The organism is Alkalihalobacillus pseudalcaliphilus (assembly GCF_028610675.1).
Lineage (GTDB): Bacteria > Bacillota > Bacilli > Bacillales > Bacillaceae_D > Alkalihalobacillus > Alkalihalobacillus pseudalcaliphilus.
Map to the genome: position 1 here is coordinate 991,275 of NZ_JAQQWS010000001.1, position 20,824 is coordinate 1,012,098.

Annotated in this window: 25 protein-coding genes and 1 pseudogene; 6 read left to right on the forward strand and 20 right to left on the reverse strand. The window is 37.9% G+C overall.

What is annotated here, in order from left to right; all coding sequences use genetic code 11:
- Positions 1–55: 55 nt before the first annotated feature.
- From PQ479_RS04880 to PQ479_RS04895, 4 genes are read right to left on the reverse strand one after another with little or no spacing between them, the layout of a single operon-like run.
- Positions 56–769, reverse strand: coding sequence for a hypothetical protein (locus PQ479_RS04880; RefSeq protein ID WP_047988769.1), 714 nt, complete (start codon positions 767–769; stop codon positions 56–58).
- 34 nt (positions 770–803) lie between these two features.
- Positions 804–1,511, reverse strand: coding sequence for a hypothetical protein (locus tag PQ479_RS04885; RefSeq protein ID WP_047988768.1), 708 nt, complete (start codon positions 1,509–1,511; stop codon positions 804–806).
- Complete coding sequence (locus PQ479_RS04890) at positions 1,508–2,386, reverse strand: ATP-binding cassette domain-containing protein (RefSeq protein ID WP_047988767.1); 879 nt, start codon at positions 2,384–2,386, stop codon at positions 1,508–1,510. Before PQ479_RS04890 ends, PQ479_RS04885 begins: the two co-directional genes overlap by 4 nt.
- Positions 2,379–2,747, reverse strand: a complete 369-nt coding sequence (locus PQ479_RS04895) for a GntR family transcriptional regulator (RefSeq protein ID WP_047988766.1) — start codon at positions 2,745–2,747, stop codon at positions 2,379–2,381. Before PQ479_RS04895 ends, PQ479_RS04890 begins: the two co-directional genes overlap by 8 nt.
- A gap of 134 nt (positions 2,748–2,881) precedes the next feature.
- On the opposite strand from PQ479_RS04895, the gene PQ479_RS04900 reads away from it, so the two are divergent.
- On the forward strand, positions 2,882–3,292 hold the full coding sequence (locus tag PQ479_RS04900; protein ID WP_273716790.1) for a hypothetical protein: 411 nt from the start codon (positions 2,882–2,884) through the stop codon (positions 3,290–3,292).
- Here PQ479_RS04900 and PQ479_RS04905 read toward each other — a convergent pair.
- From PQ479_RS04905 to PQ479_RS04920, 4 genes and pseudogenes are all read right to left on the reverse strand, one after another.
- Entirely contained in the window at positions 3,263–3,853 is a 591-nt protein-coding gene (locus tag PQ479_RS04905; protein ID WP_047988765.1) for a hypothetical protein, read from the reverse strand. The two genes, PQ479_RS04900 and PQ479_RS04905, sit on opposite strands and share 30 nt — an antisense overlap.
- A 4-nt stretch (positions 3,854–3,857) precedes the next feature.
- On the reverse strand, positions 3,858–4,280 hold the full coding sequence (locus PQ479_RS04910) for an HIT family protein (protein ID WP_047988764.1): 423 nt from the start codon (positions 4,278–4,280) through the stop codon (positions 3,858–3,860).
- On the reverse strand, positions 4,277–5,137 hold the full coding sequence (locus PQ479_RS04915; protein WP_047988763.1) for a hypothetical protein: 861 nt from the start codon (positions 5,135–5,137) through the stop codon (positions 4,277–4,279). Before PQ479_RS04915 ends, PQ479_RS04910 begins: the two co-directional genes overlap by 4 nt.
- A 12-nt stretch (positions 5,138–5,149) precedes the next feature.
- A pseudogene (locus PQ479_RS04920) lies at positions 5,150–5,338 on the reverse strand (DUF817 family protein); the annotation flags it as partial.
- A gap of 256 nt (positions 5,339–5,594) precedes the next feature.
- On the opposite strand from PQ479_RS04920, the gene PQ479_RS04925 reads away from it, so the two are divergent.
- Positions 5,595–6,065 (forward strand): DinB family protein, encoded by a 471-nt coding sequence (locus tag PQ479_RS04925; RefSeq protein WP_273716792.1) that lies wholly within the window; start codon positions 5,595–5,597, stop codon positions 6,063–6,065.
- Positions 6,066–6,172: 107 nt separating this feature from the next.
- Here the strand turns inward: PQ479_RS04925 and PQ479_RS04930 are convergent, their stop codons facing one another.
- From PQ479_RS04930 to PQ479_RS04940, 3 genes are all read right to left on the reverse strand, one after another.
- Entirely contained in the window at positions 6,173–8,095 is a 1,923-nt protein-coding gene (locus PQ479_RS04930; protein ID WP_047988761.1) for a DUF2339 domain-containing protein, read from the reverse strand.
- A 475-nt stretch (positions 8,096–8,570) separates the two neighbouring features.
- Entirely contained in the window at positions 8,571–8,873 is a 303-nt protein-coding gene (locus PQ479_RS04935; RefSeq protein ID WP_047988760.1) for a hypothetical protein, read from the reverse strand.
- A 234-nt stretch (positions 8,874–9,107) separates the two neighbouring features.
- Complete coding sequence (locus PQ479_RS04940) at positions 9,108–10,196, reverse strand: citrate synthase/methylcitrate synthase (protein WP_047988759.1); 1,089 nt, start codon at positions 10,194–10,196, stop codon at positions 9,108–9,110.
- A gap of 414 nt (positions 10,197–10,610) precedes the next feature.
- Here PQ479_RS04940 and PQ479_RS04945 point away from each other — a divergent pair, with 414 nt between their 5' ends.
- On the forward strand, positions 10,611–11,489 hold the full coding sequence (locus PQ479_RS04945) for a LysR family transcriptional regulator (RefSeq protein ID WP_047988758.1): 879 nt from the start codon (positions 10,611–10,613) through the stop codon (positions 11,487–11,489).
- Here the strand turns inward: PQ479_RS04945 and PQ479_RS04950 are convergent.
- The 9 genes from PQ479_RS04950 to PQ479_RS04990 form a co-directional block, all read right to left on the reverse strand.
- Positions 11,486–12,103, reverse strand: coding sequence for an NUDIX hydrolase (locus PQ479_RS04950; RefSeq protein ID WP_047988757.1), 618 nt, complete (start codon positions 12,101–12,103; stop codon positions 11,486–11,488). The two genes, PQ479_RS04945 and PQ479_RS04950, sit on opposite strands and share 4 nt — an antisense overlap.
- 23 nt (positions 12,104–12,126) lie before the next feature.
- Positions 12,127–12,630 carry a hypothetical protein gene (locus PQ479_RS04955; protein WP_047988756.1) on the reverse strand — a complete coding sequence of 168 codons (504 nt, stop codon included), beginning with the start codon at positions 12,628–12,630 and terminating at the stop codon, positions 12,127–12,129.
- Positions 12,631–12,715: 85 nt separating this feature from the next.
- Positions 12,716–13,282, reverse strand: a complete 567-nt coding sequence (locus PQ479_RS04960; protein WP_047988755.1) for a histidine phosphatase family protein — start codon at positions 13,280–13,282, stop codon at positions 12,716–12,718.
- Positions 13,283–13,465: 183 nt separating this feature from the next.
- The gene (locus tag PQ479_RS04965; RefSeq protein ID WP_047988754.1) at positions 13,466–14,290 is read right to left on the reverse strand and encodes a MerR family transcriptional regulator; all 825 of its coding nucleotides are present in this window, start codon (positions 14,288–14,290) and stop codon (positions 13,466–13,468) included.
- A 99-nt stretch (positions 14,291–14,389) separates the two neighbouring features.
- On the reverse strand, positions 14,390–14,836 hold the full coding sequence (locus tag PQ479_RS04970) for an NUDIX hydrolase (RefSeq protein WP_047988753.1): 447 nt from the start codon (positions 14,834–14,836) through the stop codon (positions 14,390–14,392).
- A 15-nt stretch (positions 14,837–14,851) separates the two neighbouring features.
- The gene (locus PQ479_RS04975) at positions 14,852–15,304 is read right to left on the reverse strand and encodes a GNAT family N-acetyltransferase (protein ID WP_053070393.1); all 453 of its coding nucleotides are present in this window, start codon (positions 15,302–15,304) and stop codon (positions 14,852–14,854) included.
- 5 nt (positions 15,305–15,309) lie between these two features.
- The gene (locus tag PQ479_RS04980) at positions 15,310–16,254 is read right to left on the reverse strand and encodes an HD domain-containing protein (RefSeq protein WP_047988752.1); all 945 of its coding nucleotides are present in this window, start codon (positions 16,252–16,254) and stop codon (positions 15,310–15,312) included.
- Positions 16,255–16,267: 13 nt separating this feature from the next.
- On the reverse strand, positions 16,268–16,696 hold the full coding sequence (locus PQ479_RS04985; RefSeq protein ID WP_047988751.1) for a hypothetical protein: 429 nt from the start codon (positions 16,694–16,696) through the stop codon (positions 16,268–16,270).
- A 90-nt stretch (positions 16,697–16,786) separates the two neighbouring features.
- Positions 16,787–16,948, reverse strand: a complete 162-nt coding sequence (locus tag PQ479_RS04990) for a PspC domain-containing protein (protein WP_047988750.1) — start codon at positions 16,946–16,948, stop codon at positions 16,787–16,789.
- A gap of 1,220 nt (positions 16,949–18,168) precedes the next feature.
- Between PQ479_RS04990 and PQ479_RS04995 the strand changes: the two genes are divergently transcribed.
- From PQ479_RS04995 to cydS, 3 genes are read left to right on the forward strand one after another with little or no spacing between them, the layout of a single operon-like run.
- Complete coding sequence (locus PQ479_RS04995) at positions 18,169–19,509, forward strand: cytochrome ubiquinol oxidase subunit I (RefSeq protein ID WP_047988749.1); 1,341 nt, start codon at positions 18,169–18,171, stop codon at positions 19,507–19,509.
- Positions 19,506–20,522 carry a cytochrome d ubiquinol oxidase subunit II gene (locus PQ479_RS05000; protein WP_047988748.1) on the forward strand — a complete coding sequence of 339 codons (1,017 nt, stop codon included), beginning with the start codon at positions 19,506–19,508 and terminating at the stop codon, positions 20,520–20,522. The genes PQ479_RS04995 and PQ479_RS05000 overlap by 4 nt, the downstream gene beginning before the upstream one ends.
- A gap of 6 nt (positions 20,523–20,528) precedes the next feature.
- Positions 20,529–20,624 (forward strand): cytochrome bd oxidase small subunit CydS family protein, encoded by a 96-nt coding sequence (gene cydS, locus PQ479_RS21870; protein ID WP_420535525.1) that lies wholly within the window; start codon positions 20,529–20,531, stop codon positions 20,622–20,624.
- Positions 20,625–20,824: the final 200 nt, after the last annotated feature.

Genomic DNA, 20,824 nt, shown 5'->3' on the forward strand with positions numbered 1-20,824 from the left:
GCTTTCGTCAAAACCTAACCAAAAGTCCATTTAGCCATTGGCGACAGCTCTTCAATTAAGCGAATTCTTTTTGATCACCATGACTAACACGCTCGATCGGACTATTTCTCATCAATAAATAAAAGCCAAATATACACAAGAGCCCAACACCTGCAAGTATGTGGGCAAAAGCAAAATGTTCGTTCATAACATAGGAGAATACACTTGACCCGTCACCTACTGCTAACCATGTGATGATCATGAGTATACAGACGGTTGCACCTACAAGCATTTTTAGCACTCCAAAGCGATGCCATATAGAAGTAGCGACAAGCCCTATCCCGATCAGACATAGACCATAAAGAATATCGATCCAAAAGTATGCCAAGGCATGTTGTGAGTTTAATAACATCCCTAAATGTAAGAGTTCCGTACTAATTATACCTAGATGGTTAAAAAACAAATATAATTGATAAAGAAGATTTAATATCATCATTGCCAATAAAACAGCAATGATTAAAACAGAAATAGCTGCATAGACGAACTGCTTTCTCGTCCCCCCTAAAGCAAGAATAACGGGATACGTACTTTTATACATAATAAGTGGTGCTAACAGCATGAAGCCATAATAGGCACCAAAAAGTAATCCATTAATAGGATTAACTACCGATGCGATCATTCCCATTAAGAAATAAAAGCCCGCTAAGAGAACAGTTACAATTAAGAAATTTAAAAAATGGAAACGTAATTCAAACCATACAACTCGAAAAGCACCATAAAAACCAATCACTTTTTTCTCCCCCTTTAACCACAAGTCTCCTTTTCTACTCCTCTGCCTTCCCTTGATGTCCGCCTCGTTCAATCGGACCCTCTTTAATTAAAAAATAACTAACCCCCAAAAAGAGTAACGCAACTAACAAGAGTACATGCATAAATGAAAGTCGATTTCCAATTATCCATTGAAAGACCTGCATCACATCTCCAAATGTATACCAAAAAATCATAACAATGGTTACAACAGCCCCTAGGTAAAGAGTTTTTACGGTACCGATATAATGCCAAATCGTATTAATGATGAGGCCTAAAGCAAAAGCAAAAATCCCGAAAATAAAATCAATCCAAAAATATAAAAACATGTGATTAGACTCTAACAACATACCCGTATGGATTAATGTAAAAGAATGAATATCTCGAGCTACAAGCCACTCATTGAATTGATAAACCACATTGAGAACGACCATAAAAACAACCGTATACAACAAAATATTCGTATACAAAGCAGCCATAAATTGCTTTCTCGTGCCTCCAAAAGCTAAGTTATAACGGAAGCTTTTGGTAAACAATAGAAACGGATATATCGCCAGTAGTCCATAAGCTGGACCAAATATTGCAGCTGAAAATTCGTCTACTGAGAGAAAATAACCGAGTCCGACCATAAAGGCATAAATAAATAACGTAATGCTACCAATAATTAGAAACTGCAATCGTAAGTCTTCAAATATAATTCGAAAAGGTCCTTTAAACGTATTCATCGTACGTTCACTCTCTTTTGCTTGTGCGTGATCTGTACTAAATAGTCTTGCAGCGGTGCTTTTTCAACCTTAACCCCATGCTCTTTTGCTTTTTGAATAAGGTTCTCGTGATAAGGCAAATCGGCCATCATATTAATTTGATTTCCTAATGTTTTCGTTTCTAAAATTTGCTCCTCATCTACTAATTTCTCCACTGCCTCTTTGGGTCCAGTTAAGAGCACACCTCGACGCTTCAGCTCTTCTGTCTCTACATATTGGGTTATCGTTTGTTTATCAATAATTGCCATCTTTTCACATAATGGTTCTATTTCATCAATATGATGTGACGATAAAATAAAGAGACGAGGGTTATCGTCATACGTTTCAAGCAGCAGATCATAAAATACCTTACGCATATGAGCATCTAAACCATTTGTTGGTTCATCAAAAATCGTCACGGGGGCGTGGCTAGCTAAGCCGATGACAATTTTTATCATCGTTTGCATCCCTTTTGAGAACTTTTTAATTTTTTTCTTTCGTGGTAGTTCAAAGAGCTCCACCATTCTATCTGCAAATTCTTGGTCCCAATTCTCATTAAAATAAGAACCGAATCGAAGAGCGTCATTCACATTCCACATATCTGAAAACGGATGATTCTCTTGCATATACGTAACATACCGCATCGCCTCTGAATGATTATAAGGCTCAATTCCCTTTATTTCTAACTGTCCACCTGACGGCTTTTCTTGACCTGATAAAAGTTTCATTAAAGTTGTCTTACCGGCACCATTTCTTCCCCACATCCCTACAATGACAGGTTCCGTTTCGTTTAAATTGACATGTTGCAAAGCAAGTGAATTCCCGTAATAAAATGATAATTCATTGACTTTAAGCATGTTTACCCTCCTTAATAATTTGAATGATTTCCTCATCTGACAGCTTTATCCGTTTCGCTTCACTTAGCATCGGCATAATATACTGCTCATAAAATAATTCTTTACGTTTTTTCATCAATTGATTGGTAGCCCCTTCCGCAACAAACATTCCGACACCTCGCTGTTTATAAACTAATCCTTCATTCACTAAAGTCGCTAAACCTTTTTGAGCCGTAGCTCGATTAATTTGATAAAATTGAGAGATTTCCGTTGTAGAAGGAATTTGATCGCCTTCTTTTAAAAGGCCCTCAACAATATCATCCGCAATCATATCAGCAATTTGCTGAAATATAGGTTTTGAATCATCAAAAACGGATTTCACAAGCGTCTCCTTCCTCCTATCTTCCTCCATACGTTGATAGGTTGATTACTCGTGCAATCAACTATACAGCGCATCAACTAAAAAGTAAAGCCCAAAAGAAAAAAGCTATGTCCATGTATGGCATGGCATAGCTTTTGCTCGGGCTCTCTTCCTCTTTTTCTGCTCGCAACCCCGAGATTCGACGTTTGCTCGGGGTTTCTCCTCACTTTTCAGCCCGCAACCCCGAGATTCACCGTTTGCTCGGGGTTTCTCCTCACTTTTCAGCCCGCAACCCCGAGATTCGACGTTTGCTCGGGGTTTCTCCTCACTTTTCAGCCCACAACCCCGAGATTCGACGTTTGCTCGGGCTTACTCACGCTTTTTCTGCTCGCAACCCCGAGATTCGACGTTTGCTCGGGCTTACTCACGTTTTTTCTGCTCGCAACCCCGAGATTACACCTTTACACAAGATTAGTCACTTTACTCTTTTTCAGATCCTAAGATTAAGTTTATTTCATTCTCAATCTCCTTCAAACTCAACGATAAATCATCAAGTCCTTCGTTAATTCTTGACCTTGTCCCCAGCTCACAACTTGTTTACCCTTTTCAAAGGGGACGATCCAACTCATATAAGCTAAATGTTCAACTGTCACTTCTTCTACTTGTAAGCCCGATACTTCTTCACCAATCAACGCCCCTTCAAAAGGGATTTCTTCATATATCGCCTTCGCTAATACAATGAACCATTCATCGATCACCGCTAACCAGCTATTACTTTTTTTAGAAAGTGGATACTGGTAAGGGAATTGATCCTCCAAACTCCCTTGAGGAATAGCAATATGTAAATAATCAGCTTCACCAGCCACCTTCAACACCTCCACAACACAAGGTAATTGTTGACCTCGAGCAAGCTGTATCATGCCATAAAGAGACTTATGGGCAGTTAATTCATGCAAAAGCGGGGCTGCCTCAACATATAAATCAGCTCGTTCCTTATAAAAACCTACAAACGCAGGCTCTTGCTTTACTATTGTAGACATGACAAGCATTTGTCCTTCTGATAATCCTTGCTGAAATTCTATCGTAAGCTCGTAGTAACCACCTATCCAGATGTCCGCTTCCTTCATTTTGCTAATTAACCCCCCTTTGATTTCTCCCTTCCTTAAACATATAACGAATTCCTTTTCCAGCTAACGTTTCATCTTTATAACGAGGAAGAATATGTAAATGGACGTGATGAATATGTTGACCAGCAACCGCTCCATTATTCCAGCCTACATTATAACCATCAGGCCAAAAGCGCTCATCAATAAAAACCTTCACTCTTTGAAGCAATTCATACATCGCCGACCATTCCGTCTCCGTTAAATCAAATACCGTATCGCGATGCTGCTTAGGCACGATTACTCCTGCTCCTGCTAACAATTTCCCCTTATTATCCACATCTTTCAGTTGCAAAAACATCGCATCCTCATTTTCAAAAATAAGCTGCTGCTCACTTACTAATTCAAGGTGACAAAACTCACAACGATCTACTCTCGTATCGTCATTCATCTTCCCCACTCCCCAATAAAAATACGACCATCATCATTAAATAAACCGATTTCGTTCGTTCCTATGACCGTCAATCCGGTTAATAGGCTACCTTCTTCATCTACACAAGTAACGGAATCTTGAACATGTAGAGCTCCTTTTTTGAGCTCTAATCGATAAAGCTGCGCACCTTCAGCTCCAATAAAAAATCCTTCTTGATACGATAATTGCTCTGGCTCCACATCTTTGCACGTAACAGGGCAACTAGCGATTAAACGCTCGTCTCTAATCTGGAATAATTTCTTACGGCAAGAGGTATCTTCACCAAATATGAAGATTTCTTCCTCCACACCCAAAGTGAGACTATATGTATCAATGAGCTGTAAATCTAGTGGATTCACTACCTGAACACCTTCTAATGTAAAGACGGCTACCCCTTCTCTTCCAATAGGTATAACCGAATCATCAACGCCAAAGATCCCTTCATCGGCATAGGTACACCAAATTAATCCTTGGCAGTTAACGACCAGACCAGTAATTCCATCACCTACTGAGAAGGTTTTAACCGTTTCGCCCTTTCGATTTATTATCAAAGCGTTGTGTTCCATCACACGATGATTATGCCCGCATCTTGACTGCACGAGTAAGAAACTAGAATCAAGGCTAACGATAAAATCAGGGGAAATTGGTAATGCACATTCCAAACTTACAAGCTGACCTTTTTCTACATGCTGTATTTTATAAAGTTGCTGTAATTCATTTTTTGCATCGTGTTCATGAACGGCTTCTACCCAGACAAGCACCTCATTTTTCATCTCTGCTGCCACTACTTTTCTTTGAACATGATCATCGATAATCTTTTTACATCTAATTTCCATAACCTCACCCACTCAAGTTTCTTGTTCTTTTTCTACTTTTCCTAAGCCATATTTGACGTGCTTCAGTTGTGCCACAATAATAAAGCTGACAATCACCAGTAGAAACCACGAACTAATTTTTCCAATATGAACAAGCTCCCACGTCGCTTCCTGGTTCGGGTATTGCCAAGCCCCATAAAAGGTCGTAATCGATGCATAAATGGAACCTCAAACCATGTTGTCAAAGCCAAGCTAAGAAAAATGGCTACCGGAAAAATACATGACATCACCTGTTGATAGGTAAAATGAATAAGCGGTTTGAAATATTTCACCCCAACCCCTTTTCCTAAATTTCAGAAAATAATATTCACTATATTTTACCATAACTCATTTCTAACATTCCTTGAATCTTTAACAAGGAAATTTGTGCATCAGCGGAGAAAATAGATGAATAACCACTTTAATGAAGGAGGAACAAATGATGGACAGAACTAAAGTAATTCTTTTAGACCAACTTTTAGCCAATGCTAATGATCGAAGTTGGTATCTTTCTTTTCAAGAGGCAGTTGAGGGACTTTCACAGGAAGAAGCTTTTTGGAAACCCGATGAAGACAGTCATAATATTGCAGAAATTGTCCAACACCTGATTTATTGGAATGAGGTATGGCAAATCAGGTATGAACAGGCCCACTTTCTTGCCGTCGAACCTATCGAAAATAATGCCAATAGCTTTCTCGTTCCAACAGGATCAGACTTCCCTACACTTAAAAATAAGCTATTAACCACATTATTAAAATGGCAAGATCTGCTTTCTGAAACAGATAAACTAGAATCTAGCGTAACAGGATTTCCGGTCGCAGCCGAATGGTGGGCTTTGATCAGTAATGCGACAACACATAATGCCTATCATATCGGACAAATTGTTTATATCCGAAAAATGAAAAGATAATGGATATAATTTTGGTCAAGCTTCATGCAATATTACGCACCTTCCAGAAACCAAGATTAGAAAGGTAGCTTAGTGCTTAAAGCTACCTTTACTTTTCGTTTCCAACTTTAAGACACAAATTCATCTGGCTCTTCAGTCGTCTTTTTCTCATAGAATAACCTCGATAAAAGCAATCCAATGAGTCCTAAGCCAATAAATAAAATCGATCTCGTTGTAATCGTCAAGTAGTTTAAATCAATAAACACGACCTTCACGAGTGTCATAAAAAGAAGACCTAACCCTAACAAACGAAAGACTCGTTTCTTTCTTATTGTCCCGATAATAATACTTCCCGCCGCATATATCGCCCATGCAAACGAGATCAACATCGTTGTCATATTTGAGGCCCCAATTGATGTCATCGCTATCTTCACAAAGTCTGAAAGGAGAAACAGGTGAATCAAAACATGAACAGCCCCAAAGCTAATCATGAGAGCTGGTTCATTCTTTAATAAACCACGTACCCAATAATAAATACCTAGTAATGAAGCAGCAAGGGCACATAGCATAACAAAAGCAAATCCAAAGACTTGGTAGTAAGGAAGCTGGAACATGAAGAGCAAATGACCTATAACCAATGCAACAAATGCGACTTTTATGACGGAGAAATGTCCGGTATATTTATGTTTAGCAATCCAGAGTAAACCATATAAACTTAGGAGCATCAAACACCACACTACGAACTCGAAACTTACCATCGAATAAATAGGTGTAAGTAGCGTTAGAATAACACCTATTGAAAAAACAAATAAACCTGCCACTTGCTGGAAGACGTAGCGTAAATGTCTACCAAGCGTTAGTCCGACTAGGCCTTGACCCATCAGTAAGATAGCGAGTGCGTTCGTATTTTCAGGAAGTCTATTAACAAATAATATAAACAAAGCTATCGTTACCACAGCCAAGCTAACAGAAGCAAGCTGTCGATTTTGAGAAGATGATTTCTGGCGGTTTTTATTAAAGAATAACCATAAAGATGCTCCCATTATGAACAGTAAATAAGCATCAAATAGCCACTCTATTTGAGTGCTTCCAACTTTAACCCAAATCGTCGTTAACAAAAAGCTTGTAAACAACAAGGGAATGGGCCAGCTTTTCTCCCACTTCTCTTGAATAATGGTAAAAGCAATTAGAGCCTGCTGCACGATTGCACCTATCGCAATGAATAGGTAAATATCCATGAATTCATTCACGCTTGCGAAGATAAAGAAATTCAAATAGACAATATGTAATAGACCTGAGGCTAGATAAAATAAGCTTCGATAATTTTTAAGCACTGCAAAACAAGTTAATAAGACATAAAATACACTGACATAGATAATTGGTACTAAATTAACAGCTAATCCAAATGAAAAAAACGGAATCAAATACCCGACAATCGCCATCAATATTCCGATAATTTCAGATTGATGACGATGAGCTAAAAATAAACCTAATACCACCCACGCTATGTTTAGTCCAAATGAAGGATAGCTAGTCATCATATGATAGAAAAGCTGCATTGCAAAAGTAGTAAAAATAAGAATACTAATAGCTCCTACTAATAATGTTTTTCCAAGCGCATGTCGTTGATGTTTAATTTGCCACTCACCTATAAAAAGAAGACAAATAGCCAATAAGAAGCCGAGAATCACTCTGACAGATTCCGTTAAAATCCCATAATCAATTACGACTTTAAATCCCCAAATCACACCAACTAATAGAACGAACAAGAAGATTCGAGGTAGCCATACACGACCGATAAGCTTCTCCAGGTCCAGTTCCTTGTTAGGATGTTTTTGTGAATCTGTTTGTAAGGGCCTTTTATGAGAATTCATATTGGCAGGCTCTAAAACGGGTGCTGGTTCTTCTTTGTGCACTTGTTGCTCATGAACAGAAAGAAAATCAACATTGCCACTTTTCGCCGTATCGTGGACTTGCCTTTTTAATACTCTTACTTCGCCTTCAAGCTCTTCTATTCGCTTTTCTAACTGGTCAATACGATGCTCTGACAACCTACCCATCCTCCCCATAACATTTATGTTATTATTATCCATTAAATCTCTCTTTAACATACCTTTTTTATGTTTGAAAAGCTAGTATGTTTTCGTCCGCTAGGCGACTGCTAATTCTTAAGTTTAAGCAACATCTCCATTTACAAACATCCTTAAACATTTAATGAAATAACATCAAATGAACGCAGCTCCACCAGTTAAAAAGTGAAAGTACAGTTTTACTCTTCAATTGGCGGATTTTGGTTAATAATGGTTTCGAGAATCCCCACGTTTAGCCGTAGCCCCACCACTTTTTGGTGATTGCTACCCAAAAAAATTCAGCACACTGCACAAACCAGCCACGACCAACCAAAAGAGAGTGTAGTTACTCACAAGGATACCGAAATCAACATCCGAGTGTTTTTGGACCGTTAGCCAAGCGAGATTGGCTACTTCACACCAAGACAGCATAGATTTTCAGAGCAAACTATTAAAACTAGCCCATCGATTTTTTTGTTTTTAATAGAAATAGAGCTAAGAGAAGCTGACTTAAAAGCATAAAACAAATACCCAAAGTCATGCCACCAAATAATAACAAATGGTCTTTTTGGAACGCATACAAAAACCAAATTATAAGTATAAACGTATTGACAATAAAATTAAGTAGACCCGTCGTTAACAAAGCAGAAAAATAGGCCCCTTTTCTTAACATTTTTTCATTTCCAATATGATAAGTAATTAAGAAGCTTATCAAGAAGCTTAAAACAAAGGCCAAGTAAGCTAAATCAATAATAGACATGGATACTCCCCCTCAAACACCTTTTTAAAAGTCTATGAAACTCACAAAGCTAACATGATAGATATTTTCAAGAAAACTTCGAGGTGAATGATTCAAAAACACTAGGCAAGACCAAACTATTCTCGGACTGTATTACACCGATTTATTTTTAGCCTAAAGTTTGTATAAGCATATAATAAAAGAGCTTATTGAAACGGAATTCATTCATCCCTTTCAATAAGCCCTTGCGAAAACTTATTCCATTTTTTTGCCCACATACTCAGCTTTTGGTCGGTAAATGACATTATGTTCAGCCTGCTCTAAAACATGTGCCGTCCAACCAACTATTCGACTTGCTGTAAAAGTAGGTGAAAATAACGAAGCATCAAGCTCAAGTGCATTCATAATGGCAGCCGCATAGAACTCAACATTCGTATATAATTTACGACCAGGCTTTTCCTCTTCTAACACTTTTACCGCCGCTTCTTCTACCGCGATTGCCAAATCCAACGCCTGATTTTGGTTAACAGAGCTTTTCAATACTTCACGGAGAGCGAGAGAACGTGGATCATGAGTCCGATAAATCCGATGACCAAACCCCATTAATTTTTCTCCACTTTGAACTTTTCCCCGAATCACAGTTTCAGCTCTCTCTTTCGTTTGAATGTCCGCGATTAATTGTAAAACACCTGTTGGAGCACCCCCGTGTAAAGGTCCCTTCATTGTACTAATTGCTGCCGTCACAGCTGAGACGATATCCGCTTCAGTTGACGCCGTTACTCTAGCAGAAAAAGTTGAGGCATTAAAACTATGTTCCATCGTTAAAATCATATACGTTTCTAATGCTTTAACAATCGCCTGCTCTTGTTCCTCACCTTTAAGCATATACAGATAATTGGCTACATGACCAAGCTCCTTCTTCGGTTCCAAGCAATCTGTACCTTGGATACGATGAAACCGATACGTAATAATGGAAGGAATCATCGCCGTTAATGTAATCGCTTGCTCTAAGCTCGGCTTCCACGTATAATGCTTCGAACCATTGGCTGAAATGACGGTTCTAATGACACTCATCATATCTAGATCATTTGGTAGTAATTGAATAAGCTCTTTTGATTTCTTCGTAAGTTGACGATGTGTATGTAATTGGCTTAGTAATTGTCTCGATTGTTCTTCTGTTGGAAAGCTACCTGTCCAAATTAAAAAAGCGACATCTTCAAAGCTATAACAATTAATCAGCTTCATGACATCATACCCACGATAACTTAACCGTCCATTTTCACCGTCTACTTCACTAATCATCGTTTGTGCAACCGTAATTCCCTTTAATCCTTGATTAACCATTTGAATCCTCCTAATCCTTGTGTTTCATTTTAATAGTAATGCCAATTTCTCTATAAACTTAACCTTCCACCCTCAGCTTATGATTAATAATGCTAGTTAGTGAGATACACATTTTGATATTTGCTCGTAATGAGCACTCTTCATATAATCTCTTCATTTACGGCCGCTTCGCTCTTGTTTTCCCCTTCGAAATGGCCGCTTCTAGCTTCAGCTTCTTTTCTCTAACTTTCCTCATCTATCCACCTGTCACGTGAATATCTCGATTAACTAAAGAATTACCTCTCTCATTATTATTAAACTGCTTACCTCCCTGTCTATTTTTCAGTTTATCGCTTATAATTAATTATGAAAATTATCTATTTTTAATTAAATCAATTAAAATTTTTAATCAATTAATTAAGGAGCCTTACAAGTATGGAACTCTCGTGGTTACGAACCTTTACAATAGCAGCTGAAAACCTGAATTTCAGAAAAACAGCTGAACAACTTTTTATATCTCAACCCTCTGTCACTATTCATATCAAAAACTTAGAAAAAGAACTGGGAACCCTTCTGTTTCAACGTGAAGGAAAAAGAATTTTATTAACAGAAGAAGGAAAGAGGTATCTTATTCATGCAAGACAATTACTGCAGTTTCAACAAAAAGGTATTGAAGACTTACACGCATTTAAACAAGGTTATGCTCAAAAATTAACGATTGCCATTTCACCTTTAATTGCAGATACGATTCTTCCCTTTGCTTTGAAAAGGTATGTTAGTCATTTCCCTGAGGTTGAAGTACATGTAAAAATCATTGAATCGGTGGATATTGAACAGGCCGTATTAACAGATAAAGTCGATCTTGGCCTTTCCGCTCTACAAGGTTTTCATCCACATATTCATAATCAATTGCTTTACGAGGATACGATCATTATGGTTACCGGTCATGATGGTTATGATTTTGAATCAGCTCCTCCCTTATTAGAAGAGGAGTTATTAACGGAGCATTATCTACTTACCCATAATCATCCTAGCTATTGGGATGAACTCATGAAAAAAATACATACCTTCTATCCGCGTACAAAAACGATGAAGGTCTCACAAATTCATATAACAAAACGCTTTATCGCTGAAGGGTTAGGAGTATCTTATTTGCCAGCTTCAACGGTTAGAAGAGAGTTGTTAGAAGGTAGATTACTGGAAGTGCAGTCACAGCGAATCTCGCTTCCAAAAGCAAAAACCTTTGCCGTTATGAAGGATGTCCATAAACTACAAAGGGATTTTTTACATTTCGTATCTCAATACCGATTCTAAAATTGCTCTCGGATATATTGAAAGAAATGTTTATAAAAGTCTTGATCATGGGGAACGAAGTGCTCAAGGCTTACTTGTTTTTTTTGCTGCTTGTATTCACAATGGTCTCTTTCAAAACCTTCCACTTCAATCATGGCAACTTGTTTTAAGTATAATTTCTCAAATTCAGTAATCGAGCAACGGTACATACCGTCTACTTCTTCCTTTTGTAAGGTGAAGTCATTCCAACTTCCTTTAAAATCATAAATATAAACATGGGCAAATTCGCGATCAATAACTCCATCATACTCCGCACACCAACGGATCATATCAAAATGTGTTAAATCCTGAAGTTGCACGGCTAAACCTAACTCTTCATCAATCTCTCTAATACCATCATTTATCGTTTCACCTGCAAGTAAATGTCCGGCTGCCGTGATATCTAACAATAATGGATAATCAGCTTTTTCCTTACTTCTTAATTGAAAATAAATCATCCATTCGTTATGTACCTTTTTAACAAACCAACAATGAAACGTCTCATGCCAGTATCCTAGGCGATGAATTTCCTCTCTCGATTTAATGCCTAACGGTTGCCGTTTTTCATCAACTGCTTGAATCCACTCTATACTCATGACACAAATTCACCTCAATTATTTTAAAAAATTCTCAATCTTTTTTCCATTTTAGTCGCCAAATATTGGTATTTAATGACAACATCATGGATTCTACCATCGTGAACAATATGTAAGGCATACGTATCAACATCTTGTTCAGTTACATCACCACTATTTATATTCATCAATTGCAGATAAGGATCTGTATTTTTGGGTATTGCAGAATCCTTTATCTCGATAAAAAGTGGGTGATTATCACTTGGTTCAAACTTGTCTGTATGTACAAACCCTTCCTTCACATTACTATGCTGAATCCTAACATCTTCCGGTACATCACTCTCATTTACGAGTATCTCCAAAAATTTGATATCACCAATTTTACTTTTGTTACCTACCGAAATTAACTGGACATTTTTCCCATTAATTTGTTCAGATAAGCTTGGTGTAGCAACAAGTGGCGGATAATATGTGGTCGCATAAATAACCGTTGCAGCAGCGATTAAAAACAGAAAAAGGATAAATAGCACATTCCTTCTATGGAACATGGTTACGCTCTCCTTTCATATTATATTGAAGAAAAAATGACCCATTATATGCATCTAACTTTCTTTCCAAAAAAATAATAGAGACTTATGTATTTTGATGATAAGAATTCCATAATCTCTTAACCACGAGCTCGAAATTCGAATGCAATTCTAGTAAAAATAGATCTGGATTACTGAGACGTTGCCACTGTTCAAACCCAAAGCTCGGTTGATACGTTCTTAATAACAAGGAAAGAATATTACCATGTGTGACAACGATGCTATTTTCGTAAGGCGAGTCAAATAATAGAGATTCAATAACATTTTGTATACGAATCGTCGCTACTTTAGAAGATTCTCCACCTTCAAAAGCTAAGTTCTCATTCTCATATGTTTCACGAAGCTTTTCCATCCAATTATGTAAATTCCTAGAGCTCAATACTCTTTCACTTAAACGTTCCTCTTTAGCGACAATTAACCCCTTCTCTTCCGCTACAGGCAAAACAGATTGAATGGCTCTAACAAAAGGACTGGTTACAATATAGTCAATGTCGAGCTCACGAAAAAAATGTTGCAAAGCTTCCGCCTGCTTAAAGCCTTCTGTCGTAAGAGTTGCAGAAGGTTCCTGTCCTGTTGCCGAACAATGCCTTACTAAAAAGACTTTCTTTCCCATACCATTAACCCCCTAGTTGGTTATCTCTTATATACAAGAATGCCATTACTATAGGCCCTAGATTACTTATGTTCAACTCATTGTGTTGAAATTAGATTCTAAAAATGAGGGCAGTAGGTCTTGCTTTCACTGCCCTATCGATTCTACTAATAGATTGGGAAATCTACCCGAGTTGAGCTTCATCTATACTCTATCATGATTATGTCGATTCGTGTCAGATTCTTGTTCGCTTTCCATATATTTTTTCTCCATCGCATTGCCTACCGCTTCAAGCCATTTCTCTTCTTCCTCTGTTAAGAAATGAGGCATATGGAAATCTGCTTCTTTTAAAAGTTGGTCATCGACCTGTTCCATCTGCTCGAGAAAAGCTTCCGTATCTGCTATAGATCCTAATGAAATTTCCGTAATACGGACCAGAATTTCGAACGCTTCTTCGGAATCGTGCCTAACACCTTTTTGGATTAAATCCTTAATATCAGCTAAAACCTCAAGCATTTCCATATCCAATTCATCTTGTTTTTCTTTTGGTAAAGCTAGGAATTGGCCAACTGCCTCTTTAGGAAAATGCTCTTCCATCCACGCTCTTTGCTCATCTTCACGCTCCATTCGGTATAAAACAGAGCTTAATATTTTCCAAGAAATGGGCTTTCTCTCATCAATTAATTTCTGTACAAATTCAACGCCTTCTATCGCTCTGGTATACTCATCCCTTTTTTCTTTGAGAAGCTTTAATTGCATCGGCAAACTTTTCTTTAAGATCTCTACTTCATCGTCATCGGTTAATAACATTTCTTTGATTTCCTGCAAAGAATAGCCAATGAATTTTAATGCTTGAATCTGCTGCAATCTCACTAAGTCTGCCATACTGTATAACCGGTGTCCCGCTTTGTTATATTCAGTTGGGATCAGGACACCAATTTCTTCATAAAATCGTAGTGTTCTTACAGTCATACCTGTTTTTCTCCCAAATTGGCTAATCGTAAACAAAAAGGGCTGTGTTTCATTCATATTCATAACCTCCTTCATCAATTAACTTAAGCTTAATAGGTGACGTAACGGCTCATGCAAGCACCTATTTCATATTTTTGAAAAGGAGGTAAAATGGCGTCAAAAACCTTGCTGAAGAAAGAACTGTTTGGTTTCCACGTGCGTTAATTTCTCAAGTAAAACATGACGATTTACCAATTGAACTTGATTAATTTCAGTATCAAGCGCCTCTAAGCTTTTCTCTTCACCTATATACTCCACAACAAACATATACGTTTCTTGCGTGTCATAGCCAATCTTTTTTTGAATATGTGTGGGAAAATTAAATGAAATAGGATCTTTTAATCTGCTTTTCACTTGAAATTGTTCACTACCCGTTTCTTCTTTTAGCTCACGTAAAATAGCTGCCTCTGGGCTTCTGTCCTGTTTTTCTATTTTCCCTTTGACAAAATCCCACTCGCCTTTAATCGCCTGTTTACCTTTAACCGTATTTATCTTCGTTTTATGTATAATTAAAAATTGTTCACCACATGTAACAATTGCTCCAACCGCTTGCCTCACCCTCATTTTCTCAGCCCCTGTTTATAAACCTTTTTCAAAATAAATAAGACGTAATGTAACTGTAATCTGCTTTTCGCCCACTTTTCTAAAACCATGCTTTTGATAAAACGAGCAAGCAGGACCATTCGTAGCTCCAGTAGATACCCGCAAGATGTGTGTTTGCTCATTTCTCTCCACAAAACCAAGTAATGCTTGAGCGATCCCTTGCTTAAAATGCGTAGGTTTCGTAACAAGGCGACAAATGTCGATCACCCCATCAACTAGCTGATAAGATATGAACCCACATAACTCGTCGCCTATCCAATAACCATAGAAAATTTCATCAACACCTTGCAATTGTTTCCGTGTTTCAAGTAAGGGTGGAATCTGATCAAAACCTATGATTTGTGCTTCCACTTTATATGCTTCCTGCTGCAAGTGCCAGGTTTTATTTAATATAGTGGCGTCATGTAAGTTTATACGCTGAATAAACACTTTAATCACACCTCTAATAAACTTCTATCTATGTAATACGTTTTCATTAAATCTTGCATTTTCTGCATATGCTTTTTAACTACTTCGTCCTCTCCAGCCCTTCTACCATCCAATAATGGAAATTTTGCGTAAAGCTTGGCAGGACGTACCTTAATATGATTTTGGATAGGAAATTCTTCAATAACCAGCTTGTGAGATTGAAATAAAATCATTTTCATCATACTTTTTACAGTCTGATTCTTGGAATTTAAAAGTGCAGCCGTAACTTCTGCATCCAGCATTTGCGGAAATTGAAAATGGGGTTCCTTCCACTCTAACTGGACCGCCTCAGCTAAAAGACGATCGACCGCTAACAACCTCGGCGATAGCATCCACTGATGATCGTGATAGATTAATTCCAAAATCGAATGAAATCCTTCTTCATTTGTGCTGATCCCTTCACCCGTGCATGTTAATAACGGAAAGAGATTGGTACGATCTATGCCTAGCATTTTATTGTCACGAATAAAACTATCAAGATGATCAATGCCTAAAATGCCACTTTTGCCTGTTAAAACCGTTTCCTCATTTAAGAAATTGATGACTTGCTCACTCGATAAACCCGCTTTGTTTAAAATCATACGGATCTCATCCTTCGCAACATATATTTCCGTCAAAAGGTGATGATCAAAACCTAGCGTCCTTTCTACCGCATGCGAAAATGGCAAATGGCCGATATCATGAAGAATGGCAGCGGCACGTAACAATACATTATTCGGGAAAAAATGTGCGGATAATTTCCAAACTCCTATCGTATGCTCCAAGCGGGAATGCGTCACACTGGAAACAAATGCACCACCACCATAATGTGCCAAGTGCTTTAGCCTTTGAACATCATGCGTTGAGAGTAATTCTAGTTCCCACTCAAATATCTTAATAGGAGGGTATAAGTTTTCATCAATAAAGGCCATTACACAACTCCTCTCATTCCTCAATATCACTATTCCGATAATAAATATACGGATCGTCACTTGTTACAATTAATTTACCTTCTTTAATGAAAAATACATCCTTCCAAGTAAAAACCTCTTGCTCTACTTCAACTTGAACATTAACAAAAAGAAAGAAATGGGCACCGTCCTCCCATTCTAGCTTTTTGAATTGATAATCGATCACTCGATAATCTTTTTCTTCTAAATATTTCGTTTTTTCTAGGAAAAATGCTAATTTTTCTTTTTCCATTAAGTTTGGTTCATTAATCCAAGACTCATCAGTACTATAAAAATAATATAAATTCCGTTGTGCCTTCTCATAATTCTGATCTATCAGTGCATGATAATACTGGTTCATTTTATACTTAGCTGTGAACTCTTGAATGTAAGGCGGAGATACAAAAGCAACCACTATGACCAAGTAAATAACAACTGCTAGGAAAACTAACCGCGAACGTTCGATGTTTAACGCCTCCTTCTAACCTTTGACGGTTTGGAAGCTCCATCGGTTTTAATCTGGCAATAAAATCCCCATAATTAAATAAGCGATAAATGAAATCGGTAAAATGATAAATAACAAACGAACTAGAAAAGGTGAAACGTCAAAATATTCGGCAAGCCCTCCACAAACACCGAGTAAAATTCGATCATCGTGCGATCTTCTCATTCTCATATCAACCACCTCCGACTATATATATAAATTATACGATCAAAAACGACAAAAAGTTTCATTTTTCTTATCCCCAACCTACATAATAACGAAACGTATGAATATTCTCCTATAAAAGAACATATACTAGTTTAGTTTACAACTAAGTACCAACAGATTTTTATAACCGTATGACCCATTACACTCAACTAGTTCACTTTTCATGCATTGTATTTTGTAAAAGTTATCTAACCTCATGTGCGGAGCGTTAATCACCGCTACCGAAAATCACGATCCCCGACAATCACGTGGTGCTGAACTAACTAGCTTCATTAGTGGATTTCGGTCCTGCCACTACGTCCCATGGGGTCTCCGCATGTTTTCGTCCGCTGGCTTACTGGGCAATTTTTTCCGTAGCACCGCTTTTTTGTAAGGAGAGCGTAAGAGTCTACCAAAAAGATTCAGCGCACTAGACAAACAGCCACCACCAACAACAAAAGAGAGTGTCTTTCACTCAATCAGGATTAGCATTTAACATCCAAGTGTTTTTGGACCGTTAGCCAAGCTCGCTTGGCTACTTCATGCATTGGCGCGAATTTTTGAAAATCGAAATGAACCTTAGGACGAATTCATTCGTCTGTGAGGTCATTTCGATTTTCAAAATAAGGTCCAAAAACAAAAACCTAGAAGTCAACTTTTTAATGAGCATTACCACAAACTTTCATAATAAAACCCACATGGCGAAGCCCCATTCACTTCGCCACCAACAAAGATGAAAGTAGTGGCGAATGTTCAAACTGTTGGCACGTTTACAACTCGTTCACCATTAGGAGTCGGCTGAACAAAAAGGGCGCAAGTCCTACTAAGGTCATTGATCGCGAGATGGATGACGAGCTAACTTTACGGCACAATCTATCGCCCATAAGTAACTTTCATATAAAGCCTACCTTACAAACTTGAACATTTTTCAAACACAATCTTCCTAAATCATGACATTTTTGCAAACACCACAATGAATTCATAGTTTGTTAACATTTTCACAAACTAACCGAAACAAAAAAATGATATAACAGATGAAAGAGATCTTAAACGAAGATTTCTAAATTCAAAACCTGCATTGTATACTTACCCACAGATAGATTGAACGTTTTTAACTAAACCAGTTCGGGTAGTAATTAGAGAGGATCTAACCCCCGAGCACACAGCCATTTATCACTATTTTATATATTAAAGGAGGTTCCCTTATGTTATTCGACGATCCCGTCTTTATGAGTCGGATGTTAACCTTACTTACGCTTTCTTTTCATATATTTTATGCCACAATTGGTGTCGGCCTCCCACTAATGATTATGATTTTTCAATGGGTTGGAATCAGAAAAAATGATCCCCACTACTTACTGATGGCACGACGCTGGGCGAAAGGCTTTGTTGTGACCGTAGCTGTTGGAGTCGTGACTGGTACAGCTATTGGGCTCCAGCTTGCCTTATTATGGCCAAGCTTTATGGAATTGGCTGGTCATATCATTGCCTTACCGTTATTTATGGAAGTGTTCGCTTTCTTTTTCGAAGCGATATTTTTAGGTATTTACTTATATACATGGGACCGGTTTACAAACCCGAAAAAGCACTTATTACTCTTAATACCCGTGGCAATTGGCGGAGCAATGTCCGCCTACTTTATTACCGTAGTTAACTCATTTATGAATTCACCGGGTGGTTTTGATTTAGTCAATGGTGAACTGGTGAATATCAATCCAATCGCCGCTATGTTCACAGTATCGATGCCGACAAAGGTTGCCCATGTTTTAGCAACTGGTTATATGACGGTCGCTTTTGTTTTAGCCGCTATTGCTGCATTCAGACTACTTCAAGGTGCCAATAATACGTATCACAAAAAATCATTAAACCTATTAATGAAAATTGGTTTTGTATTCGCCTTAGCATCCGCCATCATTGGAGATTTTTCTGGAAAATATTTAGCCGAATATCAACCAGAAAAGTTAGCTGCTGCTGAATGGCATTTTGAAACAGAAGAAAATGCACCATTAATCCTATGGGGTATTCTTGATGAAAATAACGAACCAAAATATGCGATTGAAATCCCATCTGCTTTAAGTATACTTGCCCATGGTAATCCATCCGCTGAAGTGATTGGCCTCGAGGAATTCCCTGAGGAACTACAGCCACCTCTGGTTATCCATTACTTCTTTGATACGATGATAACAATCGGAATGTTTATGCTCGGTCTTTCGTTTATTTATTGGGTAGCCCAGTTGCGAGGATGGACATTTGTTCATCAAAGATGGTATCGTTGGTTAATTGTTCTTGGTGGACCTTTATCGTTCTTGGCGATCCAAGCCGGTTGGTGGTTAGCAGAAGTCGGTCGACAACCTTGGATTTTACGTGGAATTATGACGATTGATGAAGCAGCTACTACAAGTGACCATGTGGGGTTAATGTTTATCTTATTTGCTATCCTCTACTTTATATTAGGGGTTGGAACGGTTGTTGTTTTAAGAAAAATGTTTAAAGATAACCCCCCTGAAAAGGATTTAAACGAAATGTCAGGTAGTGATCGAACATGAGTCTAGAAATTATCGGAATCTCGGTCCTATGGCTCTTTTTATTCGGGTATGTCATCATTGCTTCCGTCGATTACGGGGCCGGATTTTTTAACGCGTATAGTTTATTAACAGGAAAACAACATATCGTATCTAAAGTAATAAAAAGATATTTATCACCCGTTTGGGAAGTGACTAATGTATTCTTCGTCTTTTTCTTCGTAGGAATCGTTGGTTTCTTTCCAGAAACAGCCTTTTATTTCGGAACCATACTCTTAGTACCCGGTAGTATTGCCTTGATTTTGCTAGCGATACGTGGTTCCTATTATGCCTTTGAATCTTATGGTACGCAAGGTCACCGAGGCTATGCTTTCATGTATGGGGCATCAGGTATTCTCATACCGGCTTCATTATCCATCGTCTTAACGATAGCTGCAGGCGGATTTGTTTCCGTCGATAATGGGCAGCCTTCATTAGATTACCTTGGGTTATTTTTAAGCCCGTTAACATGGTCTATCGTTGTCCTTAGTATCATCGCTGTTTTATATATTTCAGCCGTATTTTTAACATGGTATGCGAACAAAACAGGTGATGAAGGTGCAACCGCCTTGATGCGTAAATATGCTCTTATATGGGCCGTTCCATTAATTGTTGCTGCATCCGGTATTATCATTGAATTACGCTTCCATAATGAAGTGCATTTTAATCAGATTGTTAACTTATGGTGGATGTTTGGTATCTCATTCTTAATGTGGTTAGGTACAGTCTATCTCCTTTGGAAAAAGAAAAATTACGGGGTTTCCTTGTGGCTCTTAATCGGTCAATTTGCCTTCGCCTTTTTTGGATACGGAATCTCACATTACCCGTACTTGTTGTATCCATATTTAACGATTCATGATGGCTTTACAAACGAAGCGATGGCTACAGCCTTAATTATTGCTTTTGTCTTAGGTATGATGTTATTAATTCCATCCATTTATTTACTTCTAAGATTGTTCTTGTTTGATAATCAATATGTAAAAGGAAAAAGGGAGTGAGTCAATATGTTGAATGATTTTCTAATCTTCGTTGCCCCATTTCTAATACTCATAGCCGCCATTGGTGCATCCTTTTTTGTAGCCGCAAAGGATAAAAATTAAAAGAATAAAACTCTCCTCTTTTATGATAAGAGGAGAGTTTTTTGTTGCATTGAGCACCTGATATGACTATCCATTTTTACTCATTTCAATGGTCTCTTGGCAACTACTAGAGGGGTTCTTTTTATGACACCTTCGACCACAGGTTTCCTCCTTGAATGTGCTCTTTCCTTCTTTTTATAACACCCGATCTCATATATCCG

Coding starts and splice junctions, on each gene's coding strand:
- PQ479_RS04885 (WP_047988768.1), bottom strand. CDS start 1,511: ATGAATACGTTTAAAGGACCTTTTCGAATTATATTTGAAGACTTACGA.
- PQ479_RS04890 (WP_047988767.1), bottom strand. CDS start 2,386: ATGCTTAAAGTCAATGAATTATCATTTTATTACGGGAATTCACTTGCT.
- PQ479_RS04905 (WP_047988765.1), bottom strand. CDS start 3,853: ATGAAGGAAGCGGACATCTGGATAGGTGGTTACTACGAGCTTACGATA.
- PQ479_RS04910 (WP_047988764.1), bottom strand. CDS start 4,280: ATGAATGACGATACGAGAGTAGATCGTTGTGAGTTTTGTCACCTTGAA.
- PQ479_RS04915 (WP_047988763.1), bottom strand. CDS start 5,137: ATGGAAATTAGATGTAAAAAGATTATCGATGATCATGTTCAAAGAAAA.
- PQ479_RS04925 (WP_273716792.1), top strand. CDS start 5,595: ATGATGGACAGAACTAAAGTAATTCTTTTAGACCAACTTTTAGCCAAT.
- PQ479_RS04935 (WP_047988760.1), bottom strand. CDS start 8,873: ATGTCTATTATTGATTTAGCTTACTTGGCCTTTGTTTTAAGCTTCTTG.
- PQ479_RS04940 (WP_047988759.1), bottom strand. CDS start 10,196: ATGGTTAATCAAGGATTAAAGGGAATTACGGTTGCACAAACGATGATT.
- PQ479_RS04945 (WP_047988758.1), top strand. CDS start 10,611: ATGGAACTCTCGTGGTTACGAACCTTTACAATAGCAGCTGAAAACCTG.
- PQ479_RS04950 (WP_047988757.1), bottom strand. CDS start 12,103: ATGAGTATAGAGTGGATTCAAGCAGTTGATGAAAAACGGCAACCGTTA.
- PQ479_RS04955 (WP_047988756.1), bottom strand. CDS start 12,630: ATGTTCCATAGAAGGAATGTGCTATTTATCCTTTTTCTGTTTTTAATC.
- PQ479_RS04960 (WP_047988755.1), bottom strand. CDS start 13,282: ATGGGAAAGAAAGTCTTTTTAGTAAGGCATTGTTCGGCAACAGGACAG.
- PQ479_RS04965 (WP_047988754.1), bottom strand. CDS start 14,290: ATGAATGAAACACAGCCCTTTTTGTTTACGATTAGCCAATTTGGGAGA.
- PQ479_RS04970 (WP_047988753.1), bottom strand. CDS start 14,836: ATGAGGGTGAGGCAAGCGGTTGGAGCAATTGTTACATGTGGTGAACAA.
- PQ479_RS04980 (WP_047988752.1), bottom strand. CDS start 16,254: ATGGCCTTTATTGATGAAAACTTATACCCTCCTATTAAGATATTTGAG.
- PQ479_RS04990 (WP_047988750.1), bottom strand. CDS start 16,948: ATGAGAATGAGAAGATCGCACGATGATCGAATTTTACTCGGTGTTTGT.
- PQ479_RS04995 (WP_047988749.1), top strand. CDS start 18,169: ATGTTATTCGACGATCCCGTCTTTATGAGTCGGATGTTAACCTTACTT.
- PQ479_RS05000 (WP_047988748.1), top strand. CDS start 19,506: ATGAGTCTAGAAATTATCGGAATCTCGGTCCTATGGCTCTTTTTATTC.
- cydS (WP_420535525.1), top strand. CDS start 20,529: ATGTTGAATGATTTTCTAATCTTCGTTGCCCCATTTCTAATACTCATA.